The sequence below is a fragment of the Actinomycetota bacterium genome, from assembly GCA_009923495.1.
Classification (GTDB): domain Bacteria; phylum Actinomycetota; class Actinomycetes; order S36-B12; family UBA5976; genus UBA5976.
This window is the reverse complement of the sequence record RFTJ01000001.1, coordinates 94,310-107,802: the sequence shown is the minus strand read 5'-3', so window position 1 is coordinate 107,802 and position 13,493 is coordinate 94,310. Positions and strand designations below refer to the sequence as shown.

The 13,493-nt window shown below is 48.9% G+C and carries 12 protein-coding genes and 1 pseudogene; 7 read left to right on the top strand and 6 right to left on the bottom strand.

Annotation, left to right across the window (positions count from 1 at the left end; genetic code table 11):
• Positions 1-97: 97 nt before the first annotated feature.
• Positions 98-904, bottom strand: coding sequence for a leucine-rich repeat domain-containing protein (locus EBS36_00505; protein ID NBU31642.1), 807 nt, complete (start codon positions 902-904; stop codon positions 98-100).
• Between the two features lie 396 nt (positions 905-1,300).
• On the opposite strand from EBS36_00505, the gene EBS36_00500 reads away from it, so the two are divergent.
• From EBS36_00500 to EBS36_00485, 4 genes are all read left to right on the top strand, one after another.
• Entirely contained in the window at positions 1,301-2,098 is a 798-nt protein-coding gene (locus EBS36_00500) for a hypothetical protein (GenBank protein NBU31641.1), read from the top strand.
• Between the two features lie 314 nt (positions 2,099-2,412).
• Positions 2,413-2,796, top strand: coding sequence for a single-stranded DNA-binding protein (ssb, locus tag EBS36_00495; GenBank protein NBU31640.1), 384 nt, complete (start codon positions 2,413-2,415; stop codon positions 2,794-2,796).
• 52 nt (positions 2,797-2,848) lie between these two features.
• Positions 2,849-4,546, top strand: a complete 1,698-nt coding sequence (ettA, locus tag EBS36_00490; protein ID NBU31639.1) for an energy-dependent translational throttle protein EttA — start codon at positions 2,849-2,851, stop codon at positions 4,544-4,546.
• 2 nt (positions 4,547-4,548) lie between these two features.
• On the top strand, positions 4,549-4,950 hold the full coding sequence (locus EBS36_00485; protein ID NBU31638.1) for an acyl-CoA thioesterase: 402 nt from the start codon (positions 4,549-4,551) through the stop codon (positions 4,948-4,950).
• Here the strand turns inward: EBS36_00485 and EBS36_00480 are convergent.
• The 4 genes from EBS36_00480 to EBS36_00465 all read right to left on the bottom strand — a co-directional run bounded on the left by EBS36_00480 (position 4,947) and on the right by EBS36_00465 (position 9,309).
• Entirely contained in the window at positions 4,947-6,671 is a 1,725-nt protein-coding gene (locus EBS36_00480) for a DUF3459 domain-containing protein (protein ID NBU31637.1), read from the bottom strand. The two genes, EBS36_00485 and EBS36_00480, sit on opposite strands and share 4 nt — an antisense overlap.
• Before the next feature lie 122 nt (positions 6,672-6,793).
• Complete coding sequence (locus tag EBS36_00475) at positions 6,794-7,174, bottom strand: globin (protein NBU31636.1); 381 nt, start codon at positions 7,172-7,174, stop codon at positions 6,794-6,796.
• An 18-nt stretch (positions 7,175-7,192) separates the two neighbouring features.
• Positions 7,193-8,674 carry an SDR family oxidoreductase gene (locus EBS36_00470; protein NBU31635.1) on the bottom strand — a complete coding sequence of 494 codons (1,482 nt, stop codon included), beginning with the start codon at positions 8,672-8,674 and terminating at the stop codon, positions 7,193-7,195.
• 74 nt (positions 8,675-8,748) lie between these two features.
• Positions 8,749-9,309 carry a hypothetical protein gene (locus EBS36_00465; GenBank protein ID NBU31634.1) on the bottom strand — a complete coding sequence of 187 codons (561 nt, stop codon included), beginning with the start codon at positions 9,307-9,309 and terminating at the stop codon, positions 8,749-8,751.
• 87 nt (positions 9,310-9,396) lie between these two features.
• Here EBS36_00465 and EBS36_00460 point away from each other — a divergent pair.
• Positions 9,397-9,579, top strand: a pseudogene (locus EBS36_00460) (hypothetical protein).
• Between the two features lie 134 nt (positions 9,580-9,713).
• Here EBS36_00460 and pepN read toward each other — a convergent pair.
• Complete coding sequence (pepN, locus tag EBS36_00455) at positions 9,714-12,257, bottom strand: aminopeptidase N (protein ID NBU31633.1); 2,544 nt, start codon at positions 12,255-12,257, stop codon at positions 9,714-9,716.
• Between the two features lie 82 nt (positions 12,258-12,339).
• On the opposite strand from pepN, the gene EBS36_00450 reads away from it, so the two are divergent.
• Together EBS36_00450 and EBS36_00445 are read left to right on the top strand one after the other, a co-directional pair.
• Positions 12,340-12,954: a disulfide bond formation protein DsbA gene (locus tag EBS36_00450; GenBank protein NBU31632.1), complete on the top strand. Its 615-nt coding sequence runs from the start codon at positions 12,340-12,342 to the stop codon at positions 12,952-12,954.
• A 42-nt stretch (positions 12,955-12,996) separates the two neighbouring features.
• Positions 12,997-13,443 (top strand): ribose-5-phosphate isomerase, encoded by a 447-nt coding sequence (locus tag EBS36_00445; GenBank protein NBU31631.1) that lies wholly within the window; start codon positions 12,997-12,999, stop codon positions 13,441-13,443.
• The last annotated feature ends 50 nt before the right edge of the window (positions 13,444-13,493 follow it).

Below are 13,493 nucleotides of genomic sequence, written 5' to 3'. Positions count from 1 at the left end.
CAACAATTGAATCAAATGTGCATGCCTAAGGCTTGGAAGTGGGCAGGTTCCTAGCGTCTTTCTTTGAATACCGAAGAACCGAGGAGCCCAGCTACTTCTATTTGCTTGCAACTTTGCCTGAAGTGGTTATGAATAGGATGCTGCTTCCTACTGCATTTGTGACGGTAACCTTCACGCGAATGAATGCTGATTCCCAGCCGGTAGCAGAGGGCAATCTATAAAACTTGGTAATTGGGGATCGAGCGAAGCTGTCATTTTCTGCAGTAGGCAAATTCCCCAAAAATGTCACGGATGTCAGATTGGGACTATCGGCAAAAGCCTGAGAGCCGAGAGTAGTAACGCTGGCAGGTAGTTCAATCCATGAGATCCGACTATCCGCAAATGCGTAATCCGAGATTGTCGCAAGCTTACTTCCGCTAGCAATTGATACCGATGTGAGACTTTCTGCCCAGCCGAACGCTCCGTAACCGAGTGTTTCTAGGGTGTTAGGCAGGTTAAGCGAGGTAATTCCAGTTCCGGCCAGAGCGTAGCCAAGAATCTCCTTCACTGAGGATGGCGATTCAAACTCTACCTTGGTAAGAGTTGAAACATCTTGAAATGTTCCGGTGCCAATTGTCGTTATAGATTTTGCAATTTTTGCTGATGCAATCTCTTGACCATTAAATGCGTAGTTCGCTGTCGCCACTACTGGAGCAGAACCTGTTGCCGACAAGGTGCTCGGAATGATCAAGTTGAGCGGACATTTCTCCGCGCAGCCCGTAATTGTTACTTGATTATCAGTGATGGTGTATTTGAAGCCGTCCGAAGTTAAGAGTACTTCCCCTTGTGCTGGCGCTGCCGAGAAACAACATGCTAGTAGCAGAGTAGATGCAGCAATTTGGCGAAACATATTCTTTTTGGTCATTAGGTCGGCCTTAGTCCTTTTACTTTTTCTGGTGTATTGATGAGGAAGTTGATTACTCTGTGGAACATTAGCACAATAGTTGATTTATCTTTAAAAGTATCTGCCAGCTGGTCGAAGCATGTGGAGACTTCAAGGTTTTGCACGCCCGGAGGGAGTCGAACCCCCAACCAACAGGGTTGGCAGGGCTTTCGAAAAAAGGGAGCTCCAAAACTTATCTTTTACCAAATTCATCTTGTGACTTTGGTGAAGGTTACCGGGGGCTGTTGAATCAAGGCAAGACTGCGTGTTGATCCTGCACATTCACGACGAATTTTAGCTAAACTGCTAGGGTCATCAGCGACACCAAAAATAATCCAAGTAAAGCCCCTTAAGTTCAGATGCAAAGTATGGAGAGAGATGCAATTGAAAAGTAGGAACAAATCAGCAATTTTGCGTGTCGCAAGATTGTTAGTCGTTTCGGTTCTTGTCTTCTCATTAAGTGGCTGCATGAAACTGACCATGGATTTCACCATTGATCAAAACGACAGGGTAAGTGGCGAAGTAATTTTTGCAATGTCAGACGCACTTGCCGAAATGGCGACTGAATCCCCAGAGCCAAATTCCAGCGCCCCAGAATCCACAGATCTCTTTTCATCTAATACCCCAAATATGAAGCAATCTGAATACAAGGAAGGGGGCTTCACCGGTACGAAGTTTGTATTTTCAGGCACTCCACTGTCGGCTCTCAACACTGGTAATAAAGAAGGAGAATTCGCCTTCAGTCGCGTTGGCGACACGATAGTAGTTTCAGGGAATTTTGATATGCAGTCAGGATCAGGTACTGCATCTGGAGACGAACCAATGGATGAATTCTCACAAGGCATTATGGACTCTATGATGGCTACTGCTGACATGCATGTGAAGATTACTTTTCCTGGGGAGGTCACATCGACTAATGGTGATCTCAGTGACGATAAGAAGACGGTGACTTGGAAACTCGATATTTCAAGTAAGAATGAGATTAATGCGATTGCTGTGGCCCCACTGAAGCGTCCATTGTTTGGCTCGGCGAATGCAACAATGATAGGCGCGATTGCTGCTGGATTGATCTTGTTTCTGATGGTTGCCATTGCAATAATGCGGCGCCGATCAATGTCCGCTGGCGCAACGAATGATAGTGATTTAGAACACTCAGGTACTACTCACATAGAGTAATTTAAGATGTGCAGAAACAAGGAAGAGTTCTTCTCTATGACCGTTTCAAAGCAGGCAATGCATTGGTCGCCTATGCGAGGTAGAACGGCGCTGCATCCACATTGATGTAGCTGTTGATAGGTCCCAACCGACAGGGTAGAAACCTGTTGCTCTATCCATTGAGCTACGGGCGCTTGGTATTAACTCAAGTGTACCGAGTTGGTGTCCCTGCTTAAAAGGCAATCCAGAGGCTTGGGTTATCCCCAATTTTCACAGTGCGTGGCTGACACTTATTCGATGTGCACATCATTAGTTGAGTCCACTTAGGAGGAAACATGTACGCATCAACATCCATAGTTACTGGCAATGTTGCCACAGATGTGAAATTCACCAACACCAGTGAAGGAGTGCCTGTTGCTAGCTTTCGGTTAGCGGCCAGTGAGCGAAAGTTTGATCGTGAGTCCAATCGATGGACCGATGGTGATGTCACTTGGTACTCGGTGGTTTGTTGGCGGCATGTGGCGGAGAATTGCGCTGTTTCATTAAACAAGGGCGATCCCGTTGTAATAGTGGGGCGCTTGGCCCTTCGTGAATGGGAACAAGATGGACGAACTGGATCAACCCTGGATCTCACCGCAGATGTAATTGGCCATGACCTAACTCGGGGAACAGCTACCTTTGAACGAACTCGGCGGGTTGAAATTGCTGATGCTGCTTAGCCTGAATCTAGGCCTGCCAGCTCGAACACTTTGAGTCATTAGACTTAGGGACATGGCTGAATTCATCTTTACCTTATCCAAGGCCCGTAAAGCGCACGGCGACAAAGTAATCCTTGACGATGTGACCCTGTCGTTCTTGCCGGGGGCAAAGATTGGTGTGGTTGGCCCTAATGGAGCCGGTAAATCGAGCCTTCTCAAAATCATGGCCGGTGTCGACAAGCTTTCAAATGGTGACGCCATGCTCAGCCCTGGCTACACCGTTGGCATGTTGGCCCAAGAGCCAGACCTTGATGACAGCAAAACTGTCCTAGAGAACGTTGAAGAAGGCGTGGCTGAAACGAAAGCAATGCTGGATCGCTTCAATGAAGTATCAGCCCAAATGGCAGATCCAGATGCCGACTTTGATGCTCTAATGGCCGAAATGGGCACACTGCAAGAACAGATTGATCACCGCAATGCTTGGGATCTAGATAGCCAGCTTGAACAAGCAATGGACGCACTTCGCTGCCCCCCAAGCGATGCAGATGTAAGCGTACTTTCAGGTGGTGAGCGTCGCCGCGTAGCACTTTGCAAACTACTGCTTCAGCAACCAGACCTATTGCTACTGGACGAACCAACCAACCACCTTGATGCCGAGAGTGTTAACTGGCTAGAACAACACTTAGAGAAATACCCAGGAACCGTAATCGCGATTACCCACGATAGGTACTTCCTCGACAATGTTGCGCAGTGGATTCTTGAACTAGATCGCGGCCGGGCATATCCATACGAAGGTAACTACTCAACATACCTAGAAAAGAAGCAAGCTCGCCTAAAAGTTGAAGGCGCTAAAGATGCCAAGCTACAAAAACGACTTGAAGACGAACTAACTTGGGTTCGCTCGAACGCCAAAGCTCGCCAGACCAAGAGCCGTGCGCGTTTGGATCGCTACGAAGAAATGGCTATTGAAGCTGAGAAAACTCGCAAACTTGATTTTGAAGAAATCCAAATTCCACCAGGTCCACGTTTGGGCAATGTGGTTATCGAGGCAAGCGACCTTACCAAAGGTTTTGGCGACCGACTTTTGATTGACGAATTGTCTTTCACCCTCCCACGCAACGGAATCGTCGGTGTCATTGGACCTAATGGTGTTGGTAAAACCACGCTGTTTCGCATGATTGTGGCAGCGGCTAATGAAGATGCCAGCGACGAAGCAACCCAGCCAACCACTGGAAACTTGCGGGTAGGTGAAACCGTCAAACTCTCTTATGTTGATCAGAGCCGGGCTGGCCTTGACCCGAAGAAGAATGTTTGGGAAGTCGTTTCTGATGGCCTTGACTGGATCAAGGTTGGAAATGTCGAAATGCCCTCGCGTGCGTATGTTGGTGCATTTGGGTTCAAAGGTCCAGACCAACAGAAACCATCTGGCGTGTTATCCGGTGGAGAGCGAAACCGATTGAACCTAGCGCTGACTTTAAAGCAAGGTGGCAATGTGCTGTTGCTAGACGAGCCCACCAACGATCTTGATGTTGAAACACTAGGAAGCTTGGAAAATGCATTATTGGAATTTCCAGGTTGCGCGGTAATCACCTCGCACGACCGCTGGTTCCTCGATCGCATCGCGACTCACATCTTGGCTTACGAAGGCGATTCGCAATGGTTCTGGTTTGAAGGCAATTTCGAGTCTTACGAAAAAAACAAAATTGATCGTCTTGGTGCTGAAGCTGCAAGGCCACATCGCGCAACATATCGCAAACTAACTCGAGGCTAAGTATGGCCAGTGTTGTCGTACCAATTTATTTGCGTTGGTCAGACATGGACATTTATCACCATGTGAACAATGTGGCGTATGCCAACTATTTAGAGAGCGCTCGGGTCCAATTCCTGGCCAACCACGGTCTCGAGCCAACTGTCGATGGCTATGGGCAACTAGTTGCTCGGCTCGAGATTGATTACAAGGCACCTCTGGAATATCATGCGCAGCCAGTTGACATGGAACTTTGGGTGAGCAAAATAGGCGCATCAACCTATGAGATTAATTATGAACTTCGGGATTCTCAAACCATCTATGTTCAAGCAAAAACGTTAATGGTTTGCGTAAGCGTTGAACATGGAGTTCCGGGCAGAATCCCGGAAAAGCTTTTGACTATTCTCCGGGCTACCGCTCGAAGTTAAACCGAAAGCCAAACCGCACTATTAGCCGTTAATTCACCAGCAATTACAGCATCGGTATCACTAGCTAGTAGCACATCACCCGCGGGCAGTTTGTATGTTCCCTTGCCCATGTTCATCACCAAGCGAACTGCTGAACCGCCCAGACGGGCTGGCCGAACAAAGCTGACAATCTCATCAGGTGTCTCATCCCAGACTAAATCTTCAGTGTCTTTAGTAATTCCACCAAGTGCCGCCAGATTCTTGCGTAGTTTCAAGGCAGAGCGCACAGTATTCAATGTGCTATTCAAGTCAGTGTCTTGTGCTGCTGCAGTTAAAGTAGCCCAGCGGTCTGGCTGGGGTAGCCATGATTCGGACCCAGAATTAAACCCGAAGGTGTCAGAACCGTTATCCCAGGGAAGTGGAACGCGACAACCATCTCGACCTAGGTTTTCACCGCCGGTATTTGCGAAGGCTGGATCCTGACGAAGTTCATCTGGAATGTCGAAAACTTCTTCAAGTCCAAGTTCTTGACCCTGGTAGAGGTAGGCGGTGCCAGGCAAAGCAAGCATGGTTAGCATTCCAGCTCGTGCTCGTCTTGCGCCAGTAACTAAGTCACGCGGTTCAGACCAATCTGCAGATTTACTAATGTCGAGGTTGGCATCTAATGAGGCAGCTTCTTCGCCATTTGCCAATGGAGCATAGCGAGTCACAGCGCGCCAAACGTCATGGTTTTCTAGTACCCAAGTTGTTGGCGCACCAACCAAGAGGTTGCCCTCAAGTGACTTATTAATTACTTGGCGTAGCGCTTTTCCATTCCAGGCGGTAGTGAGATAAGGGAAGTTGAAGCCGGTATGTAACTCGTCTTCACGCAGGTAGAGGGCATTGCGTTCAGCCGGACTTACCCAAGCCTCGGCAACAAAGACTCTTGGCGGGTCGTACTCTTCGGCAACTGTTCGCCATTCCCGCCAAATCTCGTGCACTGGATCCTGATCCCAGTAAGAAACATGATTCGTTGGATCTGTGGAGGTTGGTTTTGTGAAATCTGGGTAACCATCCTTTTTGGCTAGACCGTGCGCTACATCAATTCTGAATCCATCGACACCCATGTCGAACCAGAATCGCAAATGACCAAGAAATTCGCTTCGAACTTCTGGATTGGTCCAATCTAGGTCTGGCTGACTCTTATCAAAGATGTGCAGGTACCACCATCCGCTTGGGTCGCCATTAGCATCGGGCACTTCGTGCCAAGTTAGTCCACCAAAAACACTCGGCCACTCATTCGGTTCAAGCGTGCCTTGCTCACGTCCGCGTAGTAGGTGATAGCGAGCCCACGGTCCTTCGCTGAATCGGGTCAGGGCTGGAACGCTCGGGTCATTAACTGGCGCATGAGCCAATGCTTCCTTGAACCAAGCGTGTTCCCAGGAAGTGTGGTTAGGAACGATATCAATAAGAAGTTTTATGCCATTTGCATGCAGATCATTAATCAAACCCTGCAGGTCAGCCAAGTTGCCGAAGATTGGATCAACATCGCGGTAGTTGGCAACATCGTAGCCAGCATCAAGCATCGGCGAGACGTAATGCGGACTTAACCATAAAGCATCCACACCGAGTTTTGCTAGATGCCCAACTCTACTTCGGATACCAGATATGTCTCCGATTCCATCGCCATTAGCATCAGCAAATGATCGGGGGTAGACCTGATAGACAATTGCTTCTTGCCACCAATGTTGCGTGCGCTGCATTGATGTAACCTCCATTAGCACATTTTGGACCACTGAAATTTCGTAACTGTTCAATCGTAGTGTGCGGCACAAAATTCGTCTTGCGCAAGGTGTCGGTAATTCTGGCCATGGGGAATAACAATTCAGTGACTTATGGCATTTACCAAACTGTGGGCTGCGTTTTCTAGGTAGGCCCACAACTCTTCGCGCAAATCATCTGGAATGTTCTGGCACTCTAGGCTGGCTTTCATGTGGGCAATCCACCGATCGCGAGCTTCATCATTAATCACAAACTCGGCATGGCGCATGCGAAGTCTCGGATGGCCGCGCTGTGCCTGGTAAGTTCTTGGCCCACCCCAATACTGCTCGAGAAACAAAGTTAGGTGCTGTTTGGCTTGGGTTAGATCGCCATCCGGATACATAGGCCGAAGCACGGGGTCAGATTCAATTCCTTCATAAAAACCAGAAACGAGCGATTCGAAAAAATCGTGCCCACCAATAGCCTCGTAAAAGGAGTCATTCATACCCCTATCTTTGCAGGTTTAGTGCTGGACTTTGGCGGTGTCAATGTTGCGAGCAGCTTGGGTGATATTTTTTACCATCGAACCAAACACGATTCCGTGAAATGGCCATACACTCCACCAATAAATGTGACCGGCTAGTCCGCGTGGGTGATAGATCGCACGTTGATGGTAGTTAACTGAACCATCTTCTTGTGGTCTAACTTCAAGTTCAAGCCAAGCTAGTCCGGGCATTTTCATTTCTGCACGTAGCCGAAGCAAATGACCACGATCACATTCTTCGACGCGCCAAAAATCCACTGTCTCACCGGCAACGAGGCGATCTGGATTTCTCCTTCCGCGCCGCAGACCTGGTCCGCCGAAGATGCGGTCTAACAAGCCTCGAGTTTCCCAAGCAAGCGGGAATGAATACCAGCCATTCTCGCCACCGATTCTTTCGATCACCTGCCACAGCGCCGAAGCTGAGGATTTAGCAGCTACTTCACGCTCATCTGTGTAGAGCGAGCCACCTGCCCACGCGGGATCGGTTGGAAGCGGATCACTAGGGGCACCCGGCATTGATGCTGAAGACCAGCGGGTGGTCACTGCAGCATCTCGGACACGCTGAACGGCTAAGCGGACAGCATCTTCAAAGTTGAGCAATCCTTCTGGTGGATCGGGAATGTAGGTTTTGATGTCGTCCTCCGCGCAGACCACCTCAGTTTTTAGACTGTCTACTAGTGGCCGAGCGATTGCTTTGGGAACCGGAGTCACTAGGCCTATCCACCGCGATGACAATCCTGGTGACAATAAGTTAATCGGCAAGATTATGCGCTTACGCAGACCAGCAACTTTGGCGTAGCCCTGCATCATCTGTTCGTAAGTCAAAACATCCGGACCACCGATATCGAAAGTGCGATTAAGTTCTGCTTTTAGTGAAGCGGCCTCAACCAGATAGCGAAGCACATCACGAATTGCGATCGGCTGGATTCGAGTGCGCACCCAGCGTGGAGTAATCATGGCGGGCAGGCGCTCGGTTAGGTAGCGAAGCATCTCGAACGAGAGGCTGCCAGATCCCAAAATCACAGCTGCGCCAAAAGCAATCGTGGGCACACCCGATTTCAAAAAGATGTTTCCCACTTCAGCGCGAGACCGTAAGTGCTTGGATAACTTCTTATCATTTTGTAAGCCGCCAAGATAGACAATGCGTTGCACGCCAGCTCGTTTAGCACAAGTTGCAAAAGTATTGGCCGTCTCAAGTTCCAGTTTTTCAAAATCGCCGACACTTCCGATGGAGTGAATCATGTAGTAGGCAACATCAACCCCTTGCATTGCCACACTAAGTGAATCGGGATTATTTGCATCACCCGGGAAAATTTCAACTTGATCCCGCCAAGGCATCTGGCTAACTCGCTCCGGGTGACGAACCAATATCCGAACCTTATGGCCAGCGGCTATTAGTTCGGGAACCAATCTTCCGCCTACATAGCCGGTAGCACCCGTGACTAAACATAACCTGCTCATGACTCAAGTTTGCGTCAAAAATCAGGAGATTGCAGGGTGAAGGCCGGTAATTAGCGGTAGTCCTTAGGTAGCTACTAGGCAGTTTGAGTGTGGTTCCCGATCCTAGAAACTTCACCGTTTCGCATGTACCAAATCACGCCGTCAGAATCTTGTAGGCGGGTCACCCGTAATCCAACTTCAATGACAGTGCCAGTTACTGGACCAACATCAATCACATCACCCACCCCGTACTGGTCTTCGATAATCATAATGATTCCGGCCAGGTAATCCTTCACTAAAGTTTGAGCGCCAAAACCAACGGCAACACCAACAACACCTGCAGAGGTAAGGATTGGTGCAACATTGAGCCCAATCGTGGAAAGCGCCGTGATTATGGCAATAGACCAAACAAAAATTGTGATTATGCTACGAAGCAGTTGGCTGACCGAATCTGCTCGCTGATCTTTTCGCGATTGGACTGCTTCAAAGTCCTGTCTGGTTAGTTTGCTGATTCCACGTGAAGCATGCAGGGTGGTAGCCCGACGAATTACCCGATCGGTGATTCTGACCAAAACTGCGCGTACAACAATAGCTACCAAAAGAGCAATAGCAATCTGCAGTGGCTTACCAATGAACCAATGAACCAATGTATTCATGACACCTCCATGATTTGGTCCACTGAATTCAGGAATTCGAGAACCCTGTTCTAAACTATCGGTGTGTCAAAGAATTTTCGCAGAGCAATGTCCACATGTGTCTCAGGTGCCGTTATCGCTGCGAGTACAGTAACGCCGGTGTTAGCAGATTCCCGTCGAGATGACGGCGACCAGCCAGGGGCGAGCCTGAGTTTCTTGGCAACAGTACTTTGGTTCGTTATTTTGCCCTTGGCAATCTATGCAGTTATTGCACTTTTGGTGATGGGCCCGGGTTGGGTAAGCGCTGCAAAGAAGTCCGCAGCAAATGGCTTTCTTGACGACCCAACTGAAGAAAAGCCGCAGCGCGACAAGCCAGAAACTGCAGCACTTACCTACGAGTAAGCGCTGGGTCCCAGACCGTTTTATTATTCCGCGTCTTTTGCCTGTGCTACTAGCGAACGGGAAACATTATCGCGAAGCTCTCGAACTAATCGAGTCGATCCCGCATCAGTATCGGTGGCTAGAAACGCATCGGCCTTATCCAAAATCTCCTGTGAAGCCAAGAGTGAAGGGAAGAGTCCAATAGTTATACCTTGCGCAATCGCATTTGTGCGATTTTTCCAAACGCCGGGCAATGCCGCGAAGTACTTATCCACAAATGGCACAAGCAATTCACGTTGATCAGGTTGCCCGAACCCGCCGATGGTTGATTCAAGAATCGCATTGGCTAGGTCATCGTTTTCAACAGCTGCAGTCCAAGCTTGTGCTTTGGCTTCAGCTGTTGGAATCCCAGCTCGGGCACCCGCAGCTTGTCGCTGACCACCGGCCGTGTTGTCGTTAGCAAGCTCTGTGTCAATCGCACTTGGGTCAAGTGCACCAAGTGCGACTAGTCGAGCGATGAATGCCCAACGCAAGTCTGTGTCAACAGCTAGGCCCAGTGGCGTGCCTGAACCGTCGAACCAACTTTGCAAAATTCCGATGTGTTCTTCAGTTCTAGCCACGCTGATTGCAGTGCGCACGAATGCTAGTTGATGGTCAGAGCCGGCGGTCGCCTGATTAATTTGGTCCAGCAAACGAGCGAATAACGCATCACGATACTCTCCACGCTTGTACGGGGTGGCGTACTGTTCGATTGCTGTGCGCGCCTGCAGGAGGAGTTGCTGAGTAACACCAACTTCGATGTTGTTAAAGTCTGCAGCGTTAATCATGGTCAAGTATTCAGCTGTGGACATCTCAGCATCGCGAGTCATATCCCAAGCTGCGCCCCAAATTAATGCACGCGACAAACTTTCGCCAATGTCATTCAAACGATGCACCGCAGTCTTAAGCGATAATTCATCCAATCGAATCTTCACGTAGGAAAGATCATCCTCGTTAAGAAGTAATAGGTCCGCTACCGGCTTACCTGCCAACTGCACAATCTCAGTGCGCGGACCGTCAACATCGACTTCAATGGTTTCAACTCGAGTAACTGAGGTCTCGCTCGCTTTATACAAGCCAATCCGTATACGATGCGGGCGAAGAGTTTGATCGACACCCTCAGGAGCAACTGGCGGTTCCTGCAAAACCGCAACTGACTTGTAGTGTCCGTCCTCAACTAAAATTTCTGGACGTAAGGTGTTTACGCCGGCTGTCTGTAGCCAGCGATTAGTCCAGTCCTTTAGGTCACGGCCACTAGCTGCCTCTAGCTCAACCAACAGATCGGAAAGTTCGGTGTTGCCCCAAGCATGCTTCTTGAAGTATTGACGAAGCCCAGCGAGGAATTTGTCCTGACCGACATATGCCACCAGCTGGCGCAAAGTTGATGCACCCTTGGCGTAGGTGATGCCATCAAAGTTAACCTCTACGGCATCCAAGTCAACCATGTCGGCAACGATTGGGTGAGTAGTCGGCAACTGATCTTGGCGGTAGCCCCAAGCCTTGCGTTGATTAACAAAGTTGGTCCAAGCTTCGCTGTACTCGGTAGCAGATGCGCTAGCATCATGAGCTGCCCACTCCGCAAAACTTTCATTTAGCCATAGGTCATCCCACCAGGTCATTGTGACCAGGTCGCCAAACCACATGTGTGCTAGTTCATGTAAAACAGTATTTGCTCGCTGCTCATAGGCAGCTCGAGTAACTTTGGAGCGGTACACCATTCCTTCATGATGTGTTACTGCTCCGGCATTTTCCATAGCGCCGGCATTGAATTCAGGTACAAAGAGTTGATCGTATTTGTGGAATGGGTAGGCAGTATCAAATGCTGCTTCAAAGTATTCAAAACCCTGCTTGGTGACAGTGAACAGGTTTTCTGGGTCGAAATATTGAGCCAGTGAATTACGGCAGAAAAGTCCGAGAGGATATGTGCCGAATTTGCCTACATATTCATCACGTACTTCGTAGTAAGGTCCAGCAACAATTGCGGTGATGTAAGTCGACATCAGTTCAGTAGTTGGAAAGTCCCATTGCGCGATGCCAGCTGAAATCGGCTTAGGTGCTGGAGTTTCAGCATTGCTAATGACCTTCCAATGGTCAGGTGCCTTGACAGTGAATGTGTAAACAGCCTTTTGATCAGGTTGATCAAAGCAGGCAAATACACGGCGCGCATCGGCAATCTCAAACTGGGTGTACAAATAGACTTCATCATCCACCGGATCAATAAAGCGGTGTAAGCCTTCACCAGTATTCATGTAAGCACAGTTGCCGATTACCACCAGTGTGTTTTCCGCTGCTAGGTCAGTTAGTTCAATACGGAATCCGTCGTGCGCTGAAGTTGGCAACTCCTGGCCGTTCAAAGTTATGGACTCTACACCAGGGGCCACAAAGTCGATCCAAGTTTGTCCACCTGGTGTACCAGTGAATCGAACTGTGGTCTCGCTGTGGAAAGTATCATCACGAGTTGTTAAGTCAAGTGCGATGTCATAGGAGGAAACACTGACTGTTTGGGACCGCTTTTGGGCTTCGTCTCGGGTGATGTTCATGCCGGCCATAGGAACTCCTTGGTTGCGAATTATTGCTCAAATTTTGACCTTCGCTCATACTAGTGGCTTTTTTCAGGCGTATCCTGAGGAAATGAATGATTCAGTCGCTAAAGCAGATTTTTGGTTTGACCCCGTATGTCCATGGGCTTGGATTGCGTCCCGATGGATGCTTGAAGTAGAAAAAGTCCGTCCCGTCAAGACCTCTTGGCATGTAATGTCACTTGCCGTTTTAAATGATGGCCGTGACCTGCCAGAGAAGTATCAAGAAGCAATGAAAAAGGCCTGGGGACCAGTGCGTGTAGTGATTGCCGCTCAAGCAAAGCATGGCGACGAAGTTGTACTTCCGCTTTACACCGCAATTGGAAACCGGATTCACAATGCAGGGCGCAAAGACGAACACGAGGTTGTAATAGTTGAGGCATTGGCTGAATGTGGATTGGAACCAGAATTGATCTCTGCAGTTAACTCTTCTGAATTTGATGAGTTGTTGAGAACGAGTCACCACCAGGGCATGGACCCAGTTGGTATGGACGTAGGTACACCCGTTATTCATGTAGGCGAGGTGGCGTTCTTTGGTCCTGTGGTCTCGCCAATTCCGCGCGGTGAAGAAGCTGGCAAACTTTGGGATGGCGTTGTTCTAGTTGCTGGCACAGAGGGTTTCTTTGAGTTGAAGCGCACTCGAACGCGCGGGCCAAAATTCGACTAGGTCAAGTGTCTGAATTTGGCTGGTGACTGACAAGATAGACCTATGCGAATTCACTTAGCCACAGATCATGCTGGCCTTGAGTTTAAGGATGCTCTCACCGCCCATCTGACTGAACTTGGCTACGAAGTAGTAGATCATGGCGCATATGAATATGACGCTCAGGATGACTATCCCGGTTTCTGTATTTCAGCTGCACAGGCCGTAGCACTTGATCCAGATTCGTTGGGAATCGTTTTCGGGGGCTCAGGTAATGGCGAGCAGATTTCCGCTAACAAAGTTGCTGGCATTAGGGCAGCGCTATGCTGGAGCATTTCAACTGCACAATTAGCGCGTGAACACAACAACGCGAACATTTGCAGCATTGGTGCCCGGCAACATTCACAAGATGAAGCTTTTGCGATTATTGATGCTTTCTTGATGACGCCATTTACAAATGAAGAGCGCCACATTAGACGAATCAATCAAATACGTGATTTTGAAAATAGCTAAGTTTTATCGAGTGCTAATCCTCAATTTATTTAGTTAAACAATTTTGCACT